Genomic DNA, 17,233 nt, shown 5'->3' on the forward strand with positions numbered 1-17,233 from the left:
CACCCACGGCAGCTACAAGAAGCAACTCAAGAACACCGAAACCACCGAATACGTCGAGATCGAATGCCGCGGACACTCCATGGTCATCGACCACGGCTGGCCCGACGTCGCCAACCCCGCACTCGCCTTCCTCAAACGATTCCTCTAACAAGCAGGTCCGACACGGTTTTCCACGGACCGGAGGAGGTGCGTGGGGTCTTCCACGTCATGTGGTTCGGATCCCCCGCACCTCAAAGTTCGAGATCCTCAGCAGTCCGTTCTTCGCCGAAGCCGCCGCGCGGTCATGGTGTACGGGCGGCTGCTGAGAACTCTCGGGAACTCGGTGCCCGATATCCGCTCGGCAGGTCGGATCGAGCTGACGAGTGGAACGACCATTGCGCTCTGGCGCGAAGTCGGCAAACGGAGGACTCACATGCAGCCCATCCGAGCAATCGAGCGAACGGTCAACGCCATGGAACAACATAGCGGCCCCGCGCGCGGCTATGGCGCACCTACCCCTGCGGTGTCCACTTCCCCGGTCATGATCCCAACCTTGGAGAACGCAGCAATGCCCCTGAACCGTGTCCAGGCACTCCGGACCCAACGTCAAGTGGTACTCGACTACTGCGCAGGCTTTACCGATGACGATTGGACGACACCCAGCCAGGCAGCGGGCTGGCGCGTGCGTGACGTCATTGCCCACCTCGGCGCGACCTGCCGAGGGCTGTTCAACCAGCATGCGATCACGCTGGTGTTCTCCGACGACACCGAGCAAACCAACGAGGATCTCCTCGCCCCCCGCCGCGCGTGGCCCACCGATCGCCTCCTCGACGAATTCGCCCACTGGAGCAAGGCGTTCATCGCGGCCGCATCGGTAGCTGTCCAGCCTCTGATCGGCAGCGCTTCCCTTCGCGTAGGGAGCCTCGGTCGCTACCCGGTGCGGAAACTCCCGTCAATGCTGGTATTCGACTGGCACACCCACCTCACTTACGATGTCGTCCCGGCAATCAACAGGCCCACTACTCCGATCGACGAGAACAGCCTCGCTGCGACATTGGAATGGATGCTCACAGGACTCGAGCAGATGAACCGCGACCAGATGCGGTGGCTCGACCAACCCCTGACCCTGACCCTCACCGGCGCTGCCGGCGGAAACTGGAGAATCAACCCGGCCGGTGACGGACGACTCACCGTCACCGAATCGGCAGGCATCGCCGCCGCGGCCGCCATCACAGGAGGCTCCACAGATTTCCCCGCCTGGGCGACGAACCGCGTCGCGTGGCGCGCCGCCGGTCTCACCCTCACAGGCAACACGGAGTACGCCGAAAAGTTCCTCGACGCACTACACATCATCTGACGAAGCGGGACTGGCGGGAGGCCACGGTGTTCAGATGCCGAGCGCGCTGCCCTGGAGCTGACGGAGCAGGGCACCCGCATCGCCGACGCGGCCGGTGGGGTCACGGACGAGGCCTGGGCGAATGCCGCCAAACACTAGGACGAGGACCAGCTCGCCGCCCTGGTGCGCCTCATCGCCTTCATCAACACCGTCAACCGGGTGAACGTCATCGTCCAGCAGCCCGCCGGCGACTGCCAGCCCGGCCAGTTCGGATAACGAGGGTTACCTGGCCGAGTGCGAAGCAGGGAGGGTACACGCCGGGTGGCTAGGTCGGCGAGTATGGGAGCTTCCGAGTTGGATGCGAGTTCTGCCGTACGGTCTCGGAGTGGCAGAGCTCCACTGGCCGGGCTCGAAGGAACGATCGGGCCCGCCCGGCTGTTGGCCACTTTCGAGCGAATCACACTGAACGACAAGGCGACATTGCAATACCGCAACAGCACCTTGATGCGTGGGCTCCAAGCTCTTCTAGTCCGACTGGGCTAGGTGAGAGAAATGCTCCTCGAAAACACCCTGGAAGGAAGACAAATGAATGGCGATCAGATGGTCGAGTTATGGGAACGTCACACGGCATACGAATTCGCGCTCAAGGACGCCAACCTTGCTGTCTGCACCATGGTTTGACGACGCGATCGTCATGCACCTACCGACCATGAGTGGCGGCTTTGGGAAGGAGAACCTGCGGCACTACTACGCCGACGTGTTCATCCCCGGCATTCCAGCCGACACCAACAGCGAGCTGATCGCCCGGTCGGTCGGTGACAGCCTGCTCGTCGACGAGTTCATTATGCGGATGACCCATGACCAAGACATCCCGTTCCTGTTACCAGGACTGGCGCGACCGAACGCCCTAGCCGCCCAGGGCATCACGGGTGCCCGTGGCACGATTATCGCCATTATCGCCGCAGGCCACACCGTGTGCGATGACGTTGCTCGCGTGGCTTCCACGGCGCCCGGCCTTGGCAGCAAGAGGGCGCAGCTGGTTGACGTGATAAATGCGGCTGCAAGTGGACCCGTATCAAACGGCGTTTGTGATCAGTACTGCTAAGAGCATCTACTGCCCGCAGTATCTCGGGGTGCGAGTGTGATCGCGGGCCATCTCCACGGCGAGGACCCCGAACCCAACCATTGTCAGCAGCCTAGGCAAAACTCCGACCGTGCTCGAACAGCTTGCATATGAAGAACTGCGCATTAACTCTGATAAATGCCTGAAGTGCGGCCAAGGGTTGGCCGTCATAAGCTGCCCGCCATGCGCGACATCGAGACCATCGGCGGCGAACTGCGGCTACTGTCCCGCGCGTGGCGCTTAGCTCGTCACATGGGCTGCTCACCGAGCACCGCGTACATAGACGTGCTGCTGGACGAGCGCCGAGGGCCACTACAGCAGAGTGAGTCCGACAGCCGCCCACTGCGCGCTAGTCAGGACACCGTGCGTCGGGACATTGAAGGTGACGGAATCGTTCATCTTGCGCCGAAACTACGGGGATTCATAGATAAGTGGGGAGGGTTTTGGCTTCCAGGAGTGAGTCGTAGAGCCCGACCAGAATCTTTCGCTGCTCCTCGGTTGTCTCTTTGTGGCACAGGAGTTGCTCAACGATCTGGATGGCCAGTGCGATGCCGTCGGAGCGCCCTCGTTCCCACATTTCGCATGCGTGGACAAACTTTTCGGCGCCGCCGTTGATGTCCGTGCTTCCAAGTACCTGCCCACTGCTCATCTTCGTGACACGACAACTGTGGTGCTGTAGTTCAAATCCATTGCGGTCCCCCTCCCGAAACGCGCCGCTCCTGGTCTCCGGGGCGTGCGTACCTCTCACATTCGTAACCGGCGCGGTTTCGGATGGAACGAGGCGGCGAAGTTTGAGCTGTTCAAGGACAAGGGCGGGGATTACCGTTTCCACCTCAGGGCAGCCAACGGGGAGATCATCGCCAGCGGCCAGGGCTACAAGTCGAAGGCTGTGGCCGAGAAGGGGATCGAGTCGATCAAGGCCAACGCGCCTGGTGCCACTGTGGTCGACAAGGGATGAATGGCGATTGCAACACAACAGCATCCGGCGCGGATCCATTGGACGTGCTCTGCGTCGGACGGGGGACGGCGGAGATCTGGGGTGCCAGTGCAACCACCCCGGCGACGGGGTGGCGGAGCATGGGACGGGTTCACGCGGCGCCGCTAAGGTGAGCCAGCATGAACGTTTCCACTCGGCGGCCAGTGACGCGCCGAGAATCGACACGCGCCGCGGCTGAAAGCTGGTTCTTAGACCGCGGCTTGCCAATGGTGCTGACGCCGCGGGCCCGATGCCAACGGCTCTGGCCGCGGTCGGCGCCCACGCTGGCGGCATACGCGATGGCCGAGGGCTGCGAGTTTACGATCTATGTGATCACTGGTGACCGCAATGTCGACGTCGTCGGAAGTCCAACAACTGTCGAATGGGGACAGCTGGCGATAGTCGCGGCCACTCTCCCACTGGCCGCTATCGTCGGCTGGCTGATGTCCCGGTTGTCGGGCAGTCGGACCCGCACGGTCGCCGCGGCCATAGGGGTGGCTTTCGCGGCAATCGTCGGATACATCGAAGACGGCCTAGCTCACCTGCTGGGGATAGCCGTCCTGGTAGCCCTGGTGTTGATCCTGACCGCCTGTGGTGTCGGGGCGGTGCTCGGATGGGCGGTGCGCATGACGCTGTCGCACCTGTCGGCGGTCGGCATCATGGCGGTTCGGGCGCTGCCCTTTGTGATGTTGACCGTATTGATGTTCTTTAACACCTACGCCTGGATCATGGCGGCGACGATCAGCCGGCGGCGGCTATGGGTGGCGCTGCTCTTTCTCTTCACCATCGCGGCGGCCTTCGTGATATCCGTGACCCTGGAGCGGGTCAGGCCGATGCTGCGGTCGACCGCCACGCTGCCAAAAGATTCAGATAGGCTGGCCGACACGCCGTTTGCGGCGATGCCCGATCCGCCAGTCCGCCCTCCGCTGACTAAGCCGGAACGCTTCAACGTGGTGTTCGTGGTCGCTGCCTCACAGCTGGTGCAGATCCTCATCGTGGCGATGGTCACCGCCACGATCTTCTTTGTTCTTGGGCTGATCCTGCTCAGTCCGCCCTTGCTCGCTCAATGGACCAACCATGGCGCCAGCAACGGGACGCTGCTGGGCATGACGCTCCCGTTCCCGGAGGCGCTGATCCAGATGTCTCTTTTCCTCGCCGCGCTGACGTTCATGTACCTCAGCGCCCGCGCGCTCAGCGACAGCGAATACCGCTCGATAGTCGTCGATCCGCTGATCGACGATCTGCATGCCAACCTGATCGCGCGCAACCGCTACCGCAGCGGTATCGCGGCCGCGGTCGACGGTGCGAAGTCGGACACCGATCGGCCCACGCGGCCCGGTATTGACGCCATTGACCACGGTGCTCCTCATGAGCCGCCAAATTCGTTGAACAATCGCGATGCGGCTCCAACTACCTGAAGCGGACTACGACTTATCTGTCAGTTGAGTCAGAGTCGTGGGTTCCGCCCGCGCCGCCATGGTTCTTGGGCTTGGTCAAAAACGTCAGGCGAAACTTGCCGATCTGCACCTCGTCGCCGTTGACCAGCACCGCCGAATCCACCGGCTCCCGGTTGACGTAGGTGCTGTTGAGGCTACCGACGTCGACGACGTGGAATTGGTCGTTCTCCCACCGGAACTCCGCGTGGCGGCGGCTCACAGTGACGTCGTCGAGAAAAATGTCGCTGCCGGGATGTCGGCCCGCCGACGTCACCGGCTGATCCAGCAGGAACCGGGATCCGGCGTTGGGACCCCGTTTCACGACTATCAGCGCCGAACCAGGCGGCAGCGCCTCGACCCCGGAAACCGCGCTGTCGGCGCCTACGGTCGGTACAGCGTCCGCTTCGTTGAGGAAGTCGGCGCTGGGGAATGCAGAAGTGGTTTCCCCGGTGACCTCGTCAGGCGTCTGGTCACGGTCTTTCTCGGTCACACCCGCTGCCCCTTTTCGGCTGGCCCGGTGGAGCCCGAACTGCTCACACGACCGTACCCGCGCAATGGCCTCCTCATCGCGAACCAGCCCGCGGTTTCCGGTTATGGGCTTCGTCGTACTGGTGTTTGTCCAGTCCGCCGCAGCCTGAGGCAACGACTGTCCGGATCGAACGCACCCACAAGCACCGAAGGATGGTTTACCCAGGAAGTGGTTAAGAATGCTGGTAGCGCAGGGCGGTGCGGTTGCTAGAGGGCGAAGATCGCGGCGATGGCCTTAGTCTCGTCGCCGACGACGTAGGTGAGGCTGCTAACCGCCCTATCAACCAGGCCCGGCCCGAACTTGTCGGTCGAGCGGGCCGGGTGGGTGTGCGCGATGATCTCGAGCTTGTCGCCGAGGGCGACCGGCGTCTCATGTTCGATCGCCACCGGCAGCGGCGCTTTGAGCAGCCCGGGGGTGGTCGACAGGTACTCCTCGATGACGCTCCGGTAGACGGCGTTGTTCATGTGGTCGAACAGGTCGAGGTCGGTGAACCGGACCGGGTATTCGCGGATCTGGTTGGCGTCTTCGCGGGCGCCGGGTTTGAGGTAGGCCTTCCACCCCAGCCGGTGGATGTCGGTGGTGCGCTGCAGCTGTTCGAGGAAGTCGTCGCTGATGCGCGACGGCATCAGGGTGTCACGGTTGATGTTGATCCAGAATGCCTCGGACTCGATCAGGCCGCCTTTGCGGCCGTCGATGCGGACCCGTGTTTCGCACCATCGGGTGGGGGTTCCCGAGCACCAGCGGCGCAGCCGCAGCGTGTCCTGGAAATTCGAGGGGCCGGATGAGGTCGATCATGGTGCGGCGCACGACCCACAGTGGGTGCGATTCGTCGAAGCCCAGTTCGTGCACGTGGTCCTGGCCGATGTCTTGGATGTGGCGTGCGGGGGCGTCCAGGCGCAGCCGGCCGCCGGGGTCGATGTCGGCCACCCACAGTGGCCACTCCCGGTCGAAAACGTCGGGATGGCCGTCGAGGACCGGCGTCAACGTCTTATCCAGGTCATCGGGTTAGGGGATTGCTATGGCCGGGTCCTGTTTTCGACTTTACCGTCGATGCAGCATCGTCCAATTCCCCATCACCTCTACCGCCGGTCGACTTATCCTCTGCGGTGTTTACGGGGCAGCGGCCGCCGCCGCGTTGATCATCAGCCGTCGGTATCTCGCCGCAACCCTGAAAGCGCCGTTCGCCGACGACGCAAAACCCACGCCGGCCACCCACACCAGCCGCCCGTGTGTACTGGTGATCCTGTCGTCGATCACTGTCGACCAACGGAAGCTGGCCATCAATCGTTGAACAGCTTGGCGGTCAGCGTCTCGGCGTAGTCATCGGTCAATGTCGAGGGCAAGAAGATGATCCGGTACATGATCGGGGCCAGCACCCCGTCAACGATGTCTTGTTCAGTGACAGGTGATTGTTCGCCGGCACGGCCCAGTAGGTGCACCACTTCGTCCAGGCGGCCCCGCAAACAATCGGATTCGTCGTCGCCGGCGGCGGCCGCGCCGCCGCGCAACAATGCGGCGTTCACGGGCTTGCGGTAGTGATGCAGGATCTCGGTGGCCCAGGCAGCGATATCGGAATGCAGGTCGCCGGTGTCGGGTAAGGGGCGTGCCGGGTCGAGGTGGTAGGTCGCGATGTTGTTGATCATCGACGCCGCGTCCGGCCAGCGCCGGTAGACAGTGGTGGGGTTGACGCCGGCGCGTTCGGCCACCATCGGGATCGACACCTTGTCGCGACCCTTCTCGGCGACCAGCTGCTCGACCGCGGTCTTGATCGCACTGGAGACGGCCGCCGTGCGACCGCCCGGCCGTTTCGCTGGTCGCACCATGCTCATGATTCGACTGTAATGCAGCCCTGTAGCTGGTCATGGAGGGGCCTGAACTGCGGTTACGCGGGTTCGGCGCCGTACGCGGGGATGGCACGCCCAGCGGCGTGGCGGTCCTGGGCGCACCGCGGATAGGTCACCTCCGCATGACCCCACCACGTGAATGGACCCGTATGGAGCCGCACGGACCTGCTTCTGTCGAACGTCTGTGCCTTACGTCACGGCGATAACCGATCGGCATTAATGCAATGAACTATGCGTTAAGAGCTGAGTGCTTGTAGCGCCGGGAAGCCCGGCGGCCACCCGCGGTGCAGGCCTGCACACCCGCCTGACTTCGGAATCGGAGACGTCATGAACGTTACGCAGCCGCTCCTGCACCCCTACCGCATGGGCGACCTGCCGCTCGCCAACCGGATCGTGATGGCACCGCTAACGCGCTCCCGCGCAACCGACCCCGACCTCGCGCCGACCGAGATGCATGCGCGCTACTACGCGCAGCGCGCATCAGCCGGCTTGATCATCACCGAGGGCACCTGGATCAGCCCCCAAGCGATCGGATGGCACGACGTGCCGGGACTGTTCACCGAAACACAAGTGCGAGGCTGGTCGGCGGTCACCGACGCGGTCCATTGCGAGGGCGGGGTCATCTTCGCCCAGCTCTGGCACACTGGCGCGTTGTCGCATCCCGACTTCTTCCACGGAGTGCCCCCGCTCGCTCCGTCAGCGGTCAACCCGGGACAACACTCGCCCACCCCGACCGGCAACAAGCCCACTGTGGTGCCGCGCACGATGACCCGAGACGAGGTCCGCACCACCATCGCCGATTACGCCACCGCCGCCGCCAACGCCAAGCGCGCCGGCTTTGACGGCGTGCAGATCCAGGCCGGGTTCTCCTACCTCATCAGCCAGTTCCTCAACCCCGCCACTAACCTGCGCGACGACGAGTACGGCGGCTCCATCGCCAACCGCGCACGACTGCTGTTCGACGTGCTCGACGCCATCGGGGAACGCATCGACATCGGCCGTGTCGGCGTCAAGGTCGGGCCGGCCTGGGCCGAGCGAGGAGAATTCCGCTCCACCGTCGACACCCTAGCCACCAGCGAATACATCGTGGAGCGACTCAACGACTATCCGTTGGCGCACTGGCTGCTCATGGGTGCCATGGCCACCCTCGAAGGCCAACCACTCGAGGCGCTCCAGGGCGACAGGATGTTCACCCATTTCCGGCCCCGCTACCGCGGCACTCTGATCGCCAACGTGGGCATGACCCGCGAGCGCGGTAATCAACTGATCACCGACGGCCTGGCCGACCTCGTCGCGTTCGGGGAACCCTTCATCGCCAACCCGGACTTACCGACACGGTTCACCACCAACGCGCCGATCGAACGATCCGACCACGCCACGCACTACACACCGGGAGCGCACGGATACATCGACTACCCACCCCACGATGGCACCACAGCGGCTGCCGGCTATGCCAGCCAGGAACAGGGAAAACTGCCGGAATGAAGGATCGCGAACCACGACGACTACCCGAACGTCGCGCTCACGAGGCCGTCAGTCCCACTTGGTTCTATCGCCATGCCGCGGCCCACTACGCGCATGGCTTGACGAACCCGCGCACAACCCCAACCTCGGGTTAAAACCCGGGTCTGCTGACCGGATCAGGAGCCAGGTCATGGACGAATTGTCCAGCGCCCAAACGGCGTTGACGGCACTACAGCGAGTAGTTCACCTCATCGGCGACGACGACCTCGGCAGACCCACGCCGTGCCCTGCCTTCGACGTGGCGGCTCTGGCCGACCACCTGGTCGATTTCACCGCCCGACTCGGCAAGTCGGTTGGCATACACATCTCAGCACCTGACGGCAGCACAATAGAGCAACGGATCCTGCAGGTCGCACGACCGGTGCTGGCGCGCTGGCGTCAACGCGGACTGTCCGGCGACGTCGTCTTTGGCGGCCGAACCCTTCCGGCCCGGCTCGCAGCCGGTGTGCTGTCTCTCGAACTGATCGTCCACGGCTGGGATTTCGCCGTCGCCATAGATCGGTCGCTCGATGTGTCCGACGCGCACGCCGACTACGTCCTGGCACTCGCCGAGCAGACCCTCACCCCGCAAAGCCGCACCACAGCAGGATTCGACGAACCAGTACCAGTTCCCGACGATGCCGGTGGACTTGACCGCCTCGTCGCCTTCACCGGACGGAATCCGCACTCTTATAACCCTCCCGATCGAGCAATGGGTAGTACGCAGCACCCACCGTGACTAAAGGCGGGTGTTCGGATTTCGCCGCCGATTTGCGAACCTTCAAGGCGACGATTACGTCAGCGACCATACCGCTGATGAGGCACGCCGCACGTCGTTGATTCCTCAATCAGTGCAACTCGACAATGGGACTGATTGCAACTTCAGTGCAACTTGCGATTGGGAATTGCAACTCGTTTTTGGGATCCTACAGTGGTGCTAGCTGCTGCCCATCATCATGATGACTGCGGCGACGGCCGTGGGGCGGCGCGCCCGATCGACCGCGCAACCTGCCTCCATCACCTCAACCCGGCAAATGAATTTGAACGCCTTACGTTCGGTGGCGCCGCCGAGAATGCGGAGGAGGGGAAGGTGTAGCTTCTCGTTTTCGATGTCATATCCCGATGCCATAACCTGCGGTGACGCATTTTGTCTCACGTGATGTCATCTGGGTTTCGTCTCAAATTCGAGTCATTTCTTCAGAGCGGCCGGACTGAAGGCTCCTATCGGAAGTACGGGACGCCGCGTGCGGCTCAGACTGGGCGACTGCGGTTTCGTCACGTGACGCCCATTCGCCCGCTCGGCAGCAACGGGCCGACGCCACCGCGCAACGTCGTTGAGACCGCCCCGTGGAATCGAAGGTGATCGGGTTGATCTTTCGCCGATGTGCAAGCACTGGTGGCCGCCACATCATCTGAGCCTCGGTCGTCGGCTCGGGTAGCGCGCGTGTCCGTGGGCTCGATCGGCGTGATCGGTAGTGTCGGAATGTGGACATCTCGTGCGCCTTCGCAACGTCATCTGATAGCCCGGCGCACGTGGAGTTAGCCGAAATGCTCGGCTACAGGCGAGCGTGGCTTTATGACTCTCCGGCCCTGGTGACCGACGTGTGGATGGTTCTTAGCCGGTGCGCGGAGCGCACCTCGCGCATTGGCCTTGGGCCAGGTGTGCTGGTGCCCAGCTTGCGCCATCCCATGGTCAACGCCGCCGCCATCGCCGAGCTAGTGGGCCAAGCACCGGGCCGGGTCGCGGTGGCTATCGGCTCAGGCTTTACGGGTCGGCTAACACTGGGCCAGCGGCCGATGCCATGGCGGCAGGTCGCCGAGTACGTCCGTTGCCTGAAGGCCCTCCTCGCCGGCGAGACCGCACAGTGGGAGGGGGCCGAGATCCGCATGCTGCAGCTGCCTGGCTTCGGGGCTGAGCGACCCATTGACGTGCCGATCCTGATCGGCGCCGACGGCCCGAAGGGGCTGGCCGTGGCGGCCGAGCTGGGCGACGGCGTCTTCTCGGCAGCCCTGCCTCAACCTGATGCGGCCGGCGTAACCGATTGGCGGGCGCTGTTGTCCTTCGGCACGGTTGCTCGACGAGGGCGAGGACCTGAGCTCGCCGCGGGTCATCGACGCCGCCGGGCCTGCCGCGGTGGTGCTGTATCACGCCAGCGATGAGCGCCGCGGCGCGTCCGCCGTCGACGCACTACCAGGCGGACGGGCGCGGCGTGAAGCGATCGAGGCGTACCCCGAAAATGAGCGACATCTCGTCATCCACGCAGGACATCTGATCAAGGCCAACCCCGTGACGAGCCGCACGTCGCTGACCTCGTCCCGTTTGTCAGCTCCATGGCGTTGACCGGCACAGCCGAGCAGGTGTCGGAGAAGATCGCCGGACTGGCCGCGTTGGGAGTCACCGAGCTGGTGTTCAGCCGTCGTTGACAGACCTTCGCCGCTTCGCGGTCTCACAGCCATTTCTGGTCGTCGGGGCTCCGGCTCGTGGCGCTATTAACACGAACGGACCGACCACCCCTCCGATACCTCTGGTCCCGTCCAGTCCTGTACCGTACGGTTCCCGGTGTTGCGGTCGGTTCCCGCTCGAAGTGCGGCAGAGACGAGCTCTCGAGACGGACCATTTTTCGGTTTGCGAAAGGCTTTCGGGTGAGCAGTATTTCGATTGGCCGCCTGCTCAAGCGGGGGTGGATGCTGCTGGTAGTTGTGGTGGTGGTGGTGGTGGTCGCGGGGTTTTGCGTGTATCGGCTGCACGGCATCTTCGGCTCGCACACCACGACGTCGACTGCTGGTGGGTTTTCGAATGAGACGGCTCCGTTTAACCCTAAGCATGGGGTCTTGAGGTTTTCGGCCGCCGGGCACCGTGGCGTCGATGAACTACCTGGATGTCTATGCTCAGCCGCAGCGCGTTGATGACACGGTCCTGCCGTGGTCATACGACGGCACAGGGCGATAGCGATTCCATCGGCTGCCGCATCATCATCGACGGGTGGTCAAAAACGAGAGATCGGTGAAGACGGTGAACGCCTACACCTTCTGGTTGGACAAGTCCGGATGAGCAATCGTCACACCCCGCGACCTTCGTTACCGGACCTGATCCGGCGGTTTTCGGTGCCGATCGTGTGGTTCTGGCTGGCCCTGGCGGTGGTCACGAATGTTTTCGTGCCGCAATTGGAGACCGTTGCCCAAGCGCATAACGTGTCGCTGAGCCCCCAGGATGCGCCGTCGCTGCAGGCCAGTAAACGCATCGGCAAGGTGTTTCACGAGTTCGATTCCGACAGTGCAGCGATGATCGTCCTGGAGGGCAATCGGCCGCTCGGTGCCGACGCGCACCATTACTACGACGGCTTGATTCGAAAGCTCTCCCAGGACACGAAGCATGTCGAGCACATTCAGGATTTCTGGGGGGATCCTCTGACGGCGGCCGGCTCGCAGAGCGCCGACGGCAAGGCGGCCTTGGTGCAGGTGTACCTCGCCGGTAACCAGGGCGAGACGTTATCCAATCAGTCCGTCGATTCTGTGCGCGAGATCGTGGAGCACACGCCGCCACCGCCGGGGGTGAAGGCCTATGTCACCGGCGCCGCGCCGCTGGTCACCGATCAGTTCGAGGTGGGCCGCAAAGGCACCCTGAAGGTCACCCTGATCACCATCGGGGTGATCGCACTAATGCTGTTTTCTCTCTACCGTCGTGTCACCACGGTGATTCTCGTGATTTTCACGGTGATGATTGAGTTGACCGCGTCCCGCGGAGTCGTCGCGGTTCTGGCGAACGCCGGGCTGATCGGGCTGTCGACCTACTCGACCAATCTGCTGACGTTACTGGTCATCGCGGCCGGAACAGACTATGCGATCTTTATTCTCGGCCGTTACCACGAAGCGCGCCACGCCGGGCAGGATCGCTTACCGGCCTTCCATACGATGTACCGGGGGACCGCGCACATTATCTTGGGTTCGGGCCTGACGATTGCCGGCGCGGTGTTCTGTCTGACCTTCACCCGGCTCCCGTATTTTCAGAGCCTGGGCGTTCCCGCTGCAATTGGTGTCCTCGTCGCGCTGCTGGCCGCGCTGACCCTGGCGCCGGGGGTGCTGACCATCGGCCGCCATTTCGGTCTGTTCGACGCCAGCCGCGCGATGCGCACCCAGAGCTGGCGGCGCATCGGCACGGCCATCGTGCGCTGGCCCGGACCCATCCTGGTGGTGACGATCGCGGTGGCCCTGATCGGTCTGCTCGCTCTGCCGGGATACACGACGAGTTACGACGCCCGCCCCTACATGCCTGCCAGTGCCCCGGCCAATATCGGCTACGCGGCGGCCGAGCGCCACTTCTCCCAGGCCCGACTCAATCCCGAATTGCTGATGATCGAGGCCGATCACGATCTGCGTGATTCGGCCGACATGCTCATCCTGGAGCGGGTGGCCAAGGCGATCTTCCACACCCCCGGTATCGCACAGGTGCAGGCCATTACCAGGCCGTTGGGAACCCCGCTGGACCACAGCTCGATACCGTTTCAGATCAGTGCGCAAAGCACCGGCCAGATCGAGAACCTGAAATACCAGCAAGACCGCGGCGCTGACTTGTTGAAGCAGGCCGATGAGATCAGTAAAACGATCGCCATTTTGCAGCAGCAATATGCCCTGCAACAGCAGTCTGCGGCCGCGACCAGCGAACAGACCGAGGCGTTTCACGCCACCGTCGCCACGGTCACCGCCCTGCGCGATGAGATCGCCAATTTCGACGACTTCTTCAGGCCGCTGCGCAACTACTTCTACTGGGAGCCGCACTGTTTCGACATTCCGATCTGCGCGGCGCTGCGATCCGTCTTCGACGCGCTCGACGGTGTCGACGCGCTGAGCGACCAGTTTGGAAAGATCACGACAAGTTTGGATAAATTGAATGCGCTCCAGCCGAAACTGCTGGCGCTGCTACCACCTCAGGTCGCCAGTCAGCAAACCAATCGGGATCTGATTCTGACGAACTACGCCACCACGTCGGGGATCAACGATCAGACCGCGGCTGCGCTGCAAAACGCGACTGCCATGGGGCAAGCCTTCGACGCCGCCAAAAACGACGACTCCTTCTACCTGCCCCCAGAGGTCTTTACCAACTCCGAATTCCAGCGGGGCCTGAAACTGTTTCTGTCCCCTGACGGCAAGGCCGCGCGCATGATCATCACCCATGACGGCGATCCCGCCACCCCGCAAGGCATCTCACATATCGACGCGATCAGGAACTCCGCCGAGGACGCTCTCAAAGGCACGCCCCTAGCCGGGGCCAACATCTACCTGGCCGGCACCGCCGCGACCTACAAGGACATCCAGGACGGCGCCAAATACGACCTCATGATCGCCGGAATCGCCGCGCTGAGCCTGATTTTGCTCATCATGATGTTCATCACCCGAAGTCTGGTGGCCGCGTTCGTCATTGTGGGCACGGTGGCGCTGTCGTTGGGCGCCTCTTTCGGGCTGTCCGTGCTGATTTGGCAGGACATTCTTGGTATCCACTTGTTCTGGATCGTCCTGGCGCTGGCGATCATCTTGCTGTTGGCGGTGGGGTCGGACTACAACTTGTTGCTGATCTCGCGTTTCAAAGAGGAGATCGGCGCAGGCTTGAAGACGGGCATCATCCGCGCGATGGCCGGCTCCGGCGCGGTGGTGACCGCCGCCGGTCTGGTGTTCGCGGCCACCATGGCCTCCTTCGTGTTCGCCGATTTGCGGATTCTCGGTCAGATCGGGACCACGATCGCTCTGGGTCTGCTGTTCGACACGCTGATCGTGCGTTCGTTCATGACGCCGTCCATCGCAGCGCTACTCGGGCGCTGGTTCTGGTGGCCGCAACGGGTGCGCCCCCGCCCCGCCAGTCAGATGCTTCGGCCCTACGGATCACGCCAAGCGGTCCGCCAACTGCTCCCCTCGGAAGACGGAGACACACCGGTCACCTCCGAATCGCGTTGACCACAACGCCTCTAGCTGGCCAAGATCGACTGCGGACGCCACACGTCAGGTCCTACCAGCTGTGGTGAGCACAGATGACTCGGGCACCGTCAAGGAAACTTTCTGCAGACGCCCTTTCAACCGTGCGACCCTGAGCAGCTGAATGGTTAGGTTTATGGACGTCAACATGGGGATGAACCCGATAAACGTTCGAAAGGAGGGCGCGGCCCCATGCAACTGTTGAAAACAACCGACCACATAAAAGCATCCCATTGTGAAGAGGGCAGCGGGTATCGAGTACGCGAGTAATGATCGAGAATCAGAAATAAGTTCCGCCGCATAATCTACCTCATCTTGCGACATCGATTCGCGTTTGCGCAACTTAGCCAAAACCGCTTTGTGGGCGTCCACTTTTTCGCCTTGCCGAGCGGGTGTTCGAGCCTCTAACCGACTTATGAACGCAAACACACAAGCGACGAACACTAATTCCAGCACAGCCACAAGTATCGTGAGATAACCAAATAAACCGATGTTCACCATCCCCGCTCCTTTACCCCGCGCCAAACGTCGCATCACACCTGAAACGCAAGAGGCCTCGCGGTCGGCTATCGAGACCCTTCTCGAAACGCTACCTCAACCAAGTGGTTCACTTGATAGCAGTTCCCGCACCACTTGACCCCCAGTCGGAGATGGGCTGAATTTGGTTGTCTCGCAATGACTCTCGAACCGGGCCGACCAGTGGAAATCGTCTCAACCCGTCCCCTGTCAATTCTCCGAATTCGCACCTAGCTAGTTGTGACAACGTCCGTGCCGGAGCCATCGGTTGTCGGCATGTCCGCACTGTTTGCTGAAGAGGTCTCGGCCGCCGTTACGACTCGGATGAGGAGCACAGGGCGTCGTATCCCGCTAGGGCACCTGTTTTCTGAGATGTCAGCAGCACTCTTGCCCGCGCCGGGCCTCGCGGCCTTCCCTGATCGCGACGGCGGCGATTACCAACGCGACGATTGGGTCAGCCCAGTACCAGCCGAACAGGAGATTGAGGAGCAGCCCGACCAACAGGACACCGGACAGGTGAGTCACGGGCCTGAGGTGCCCGACTGGTTTCACGTTGTCGCGCTGATACAGAGACGTTGGTACGCCTACGATCCACGTACCGAGTGAGTCGGAGGTCTCTGGTGCGCACGCATTCCTCAGGACGGGGTCCAGGTCAACTTCATGTCCTGGTTGTACGCGGAGACGACGCGCAACCGGTGTGGACGTGGATTGCGGTGGCCGGCTTAGTGATAGCGGTGCTGCTGGCAATCGTCGGGTTGCCCCGGGTCGATATCCATGGGCCGCTGCATTACCTGGGTGTGATGGATCCCCTGTGTGGGGGCACACGATCGGTGTATTTGACCATGCACGGCCATCTCCGCGACGCCCTGCGCTACAACCCGGCGAGCCCCATGCTCGTAGTGGCCGCTGCGGCCCTGCTGATGTGCGCCGCGCTCGGATGGGCGACGGGCTATTTTCTTAGTGTGCATGTGCCGCGCCGGCTTCTGATCCCGGTGATGGTGGTTGCGCTCGTCGCACTTGAGGTGAACCAACAGCTGCACGCAGGGCTACTGACCAAGCCGTGGCTTGGGGCATGACCAGCCCGAGCCGACCCTGGGGGCCGTGGTGAGGGCGATCGGACACGCGTTGGCGCTGGCCGGGTCCATGACCTGGGAGATTTTGTGGGCATTGATTCTCGGGTTCGTCCTGTCGGCTGTCGTGCAGGCGGTTGTGCGCAAATCCACAATTGTTGGATTGATGGGTGATGACCGACCCCGCACTCTAACGATCGCGGCCGGTTTGGGTGCCGCGTCGTCGTCGTGCTCCTATGCCGCAGTCGCGTTGGCGCGCTCACTGTTTCGCAAAGGCGCCAATTTCACCGCAGCCATGGCATTTGAAATCGGCTCCACCAACCTCGTCGTGGAGCTCGGAATCATCCTGGCCCTGTTGATGGGTTGGCAGTTCACCGCCGCCGAGTTCATCGGCGGCCCGATCATGATCGTGGTGCTGGCGGTGTTGTTCCGGCTGTTCGTGCGCTCCCGGATTGTCGACGCGGCGCGTCAGCAGGCCGAACGCGGGCTCGCCGGGTCGATGGAAGGCCACGCCGCGATGGACATGTCGGTGCAAGGCGAGGGATCGTTTTGGCGGCGGATCGGTTCCCGGCAGGGTTTCACTGCGGTGTCGCACGTGTTCGTCATGGAGTGGGCGGCGATCCTGCGTGACCTTGTCCTTGGGTTGCTAATCGCCGGCGCGATCGCGGCATGGGTACCGGAATCGTTTTGGCGGAGCTTCTTCATCACCAACCACCCAGCGCTGTCGGTGCTATGGGGGCCGATCATCGGGCCCATCGTGGCGATCGTGTCGTTCGTGTGCTCGATCGGCAACGTGCCCCTAGCCGCTGTGCTGTGGAACGGCGGCATCAGCTTCGGCGGGGTCGTCGCATTCATCTTCGCCGACCTGCTGATCCTGCCGATCCTGAATATCTATCGCAAGTACTACGGCATCAAGATGATGTTCGTCTTGCTGGGCACCTTCTACGTCGCGATGGT

General features: G+C 62.8%; 15 protein-coding genes and 5 pseudogenes. 13 read left to right on the plus strand and 7 right to left on the minus strand.

Annotated features, from left to right (window positions below; translation table 11 throughout):
* The first annotated feature begins 322 nt into the window (after positions 1 to 322).
* The 3 genes and pseudogenes from JWP83_RS03280 (at position 323) to JWP83_RS03290 (ending at position 2,420) form a co-directional block, all read left to right on the plus strand.
* Positions 323 to 1,336 carry a maleylpyruvate isomerase family mycothiol-dependent enzyme gene (locus tag JWP83_RS03280; RefSeq protein WP_297725744.1) on the plus strand — a complete coding sequence of 338 codons (1,014 nt, stop codon included), beginning with the start codon at positions 323 to 325 and terminating at the stop codon, positions 1,334 to 1,336.
* Between the two features lie 11 nt (positions 1,337 to 1,347).
* Positions 1,348 to 1,591 (plus strand): annotated as a pseudogene (locus JWP83_RS03285) (carboxymuconolactone decarboxylase family protein); the annotation flags it as partial.
* Positions 1,592 to 1,973: 382 nt separating this feature from the next.
* A complete protein-coding gene (locus tag JWP83_RS03290) occupies positions 1,974 to 2,420 on the plus strand; it encodes a hypothetical protein (protein WP_297725746.1) in 447 nt (148 codons plus the stop codon).
* 439 nt (positions 2,421 to 2,859) lie between these two features.
* Here the strand turns inward: JWP83_RS03290 and JWP83_RS03295 are convergent, their stop codons facing one another.
* Positions 2,860 to 3,087, minus strand: coding sequence for a hypothetical protein (locus JWP83_RS03295; RefSeq protein WP_297725748.1), 228 nt, complete (start codon positions 3,085 to 3,087; stop codon positions 2,860 to 2,862).
* An 84-nt stretch (positions 3,088 to 3,171) separates the two neighbouring features.
* Between JWP83_RS03295 and JWP83_RS03300 the strand changes: the two genes are divergently transcribed.
* Both JWP83_RS03300 and JWP83_RS03305 read left to right on the plus strand, forming a co-directional pair.
* Complete coding sequence (locus JWP83_RS03300) at positions 3,172 to 3,396, plus strand: YegP family protein (protein ID WP_297725750.1); 225 nt, start codon at positions 3,172 to 3,174, stop codon at positions 3,394 to 3,396.
* Positions 3,397 to 3,554: 158 nt separating this feature from the next.
* The gene (locus tag JWP83_RS03305) at positions 3,555 to 4,832 is read left to right on the plus strand and encodes a hypothetical protein (protein ID WP_297725752.1); all 1,278 of its coding nucleotides are present in this window, start codon (positions 3,555 to 3,557) and stop codon (positions 4,830 to 4,832) included.
* 13 nt (positions 4,833 to 4,845) lie between these two features.
* Here the strand turns inward: JWP83_RS03305 and garA are convergent, their stop codons facing one another.
* Positions 4,846 to 5,340: a glycogen accumulation regulator GarA gene (garA, locus tag JWP83_RS03310; RefSeq protein WP_297725753.1), complete on the minus strand. Its 495-nt coding sequence runs from the start codon at positions 5,338 to 5,340 to the stop codon at positions 4,846 to 4,848.
* Between the two features lie 245 nt (positions 5,341 to 5,585).
* A pseudogene (locus JWP83_RS03315) lies at positions 5,586 to 6,375 on the minus strand (acyl-ACP thioesterase domain-containing protein).
* A 61-nt stretch (positions 6,376 to 6,436) separates the two neighbouring features.
* Here JWP83_RS03315 and JWP83_RS03320 point away from each other — a divergent pair.
* Positions 6,437 to 6,562, plus strand: a pseudogene (locus tag JWP83_RS03320) (sodium:proton exchanger); the annotation flags it as partial.
* A gap of 97 nt (positions 6,563 to 6,659) precedes the next feature.
* Here JWP83_RS03320 and JWP83_RS03325 read toward each other — a convergent pair.
* The gene (locus JWP83_RS03325) at positions 6,660 to 7,208 is read right to left on the minus strand and encodes a TetR/AcrR family transcriptional regulator (RefSeq protein ID WP_297725757.1); all 549 of its coding nucleotides are present in this window, start codon (positions 7,206 to 7,208) and stop codon (positions 6,660 to 6,662) included.
* Positions 7,209 to 7,550: 342 nt separating this feature from the next.
* Between JWP83_RS03325 and JWP83_RS03330 the strand changes: the two genes are divergently transcribed.
* Together JWP83_RS03330 and JWP83_RS03335 are read left to right on the plus strand one after the other, a co-directional pair.
* Entirely contained in the window at positions 7,551 to 8,708 is a 1,158-nt protein-coding gene (locus tag JWP83_RS03330) for an alkene reductase (protein WP_297725759.1), read from the plus strand.
* Positions 8,709 to 8,877: 169 nt separating this feature from the next.
* The gene (locus JWP83_RS03335; RefSeq protein ID WP_297725761.1) at positions 8,878 to 9,465 is read left to right on the plus strand and encodes a TIGR03086 family metal-binding protein; all 588 of its coding nucleotides are present in this window, start codon (positions 8,878 to 8,880) and stop codon (positions 9,463 to 9,465) included.
* A 198-nt stretch (positions 9,466 to 9,663) separates the two neighbouring features.
* On the opposite strand, the gene JWP83_RS03340 is transcribed toward JWP83_RS03335, so the two are convergent.
* A complete protein-coding gene (locus JWP83_RS03340; RefSeq protein WP_297725763.1) occupies positions 9,664 to 9,855 on the minus strand; it encodes a hypothetical protein in 192 nt (63 codons plus the stop codon).
* 404 nt (positions 9,856 to 10,259) lie between these two features.
* Here JWP83_RS03340 and JWP83_RS03345 point away from each other — a divergent pair, with 404 nt between their 5' ends.
* From JWP83_RS03345 to JWP83_RS03355, 3 genes and pseudogenes are all read left to right on the plus strand, one after another.
* On the plus strand, positions 10,260 to 10,886 hold the full coding sequence (locus JWP83_RS03345) for an LLM class flavin-dependent oxidoreductase (RefSeq protein ID WP_297725765.1): 627 nt from the start codon (positions 10,260 to 10,262) through the stop codon (positions 10,884 to 10,886).
* A gap of 525 nt (positions 10,887 to 11,411) precedes the next feature.
* Positions 11,412 to 11,778, plus strand: a pseudogene (locus JWP83_RS03350) (MmpS family transport accessory protein).
* A complete protein-coding gene (locus JWP83_RS03355) occupies positions 11,775 to 14,672 on the plus strand; it encodes an RND family transporter (protein WP_297725767.1) in 2,898 nt (965 codons plus the stop codon). Before JWP83_RS03350 ends, JWP83_RS03355 begins: the two are co-directional and overlap by 4 nt.
* A gap of 45 nt (positions 14,673 to 14,717) precedes the next feature.
* Here the strand turns inward: JWP83_RS03355 and JWP83_RS03360 are convergent, their stop codons facing one another.
* Both JWP83_RS03360 and JWP83_RS03365 read right to left on the minus strand, forming a co-directional pair.
* On the minus strand, positions 14,718 to 15,191 hold the full coding sequence (locus JWP83_RS03360; protein ID WP_297725769.1) for a hypothetical protein: 474 nt from the start codon (positions 15,189 to 15,191) through the stop codon (positions 14,718 to 14,720).
* Between the two features lie 390 nt (positions 15,192 to 15,581).
* A pseudogene (locus tag JWP83_RS03365) lies at positions 15,582 to 15,728 on the minus strand (cobalt transporter); the annotation flags it as partial.
* A 212-nt stretch (positions 15,729 to 15,940) separates the two neighbouring features.
* Between JWP83_RS03365 and JWP83_RS03370 the strand changes: the two are divergent.
* Together JWP83_RS03370 and JWP83_RS03375 are read left to right on the plus strand one after the other, a co-directional pair.
* Complete coding sequence (locus JWP83_RS03370) at positions 15,941 to 16,282, plus strand: DUF2752 domain-containing protein (protein WP_297725771.1); 342 nt, start codon at positions 15,941 to 15,943, stop codon at positions 16,280 to 16,282.
* 67 nt (positions 16,283 to 16,349) lie between these two features.
* Positions 16,350 to 17,233: permease (locus JWP83_RS03375; RefSeq protein WP_297725773.1), on the plus strand; the 884-nt coding region annotated here is incomplete at its 3' end.

Origin of the sequence: Mycobacterium sp. (assembly GCF_025965855.1) — a bacterium.
Taxonomy (GTDB): domain Bacteria; phylum Actinomycetota; class Actinomycetes; order Mycobacteriales; family Mycobacteriaceae; genus Mycobacterium.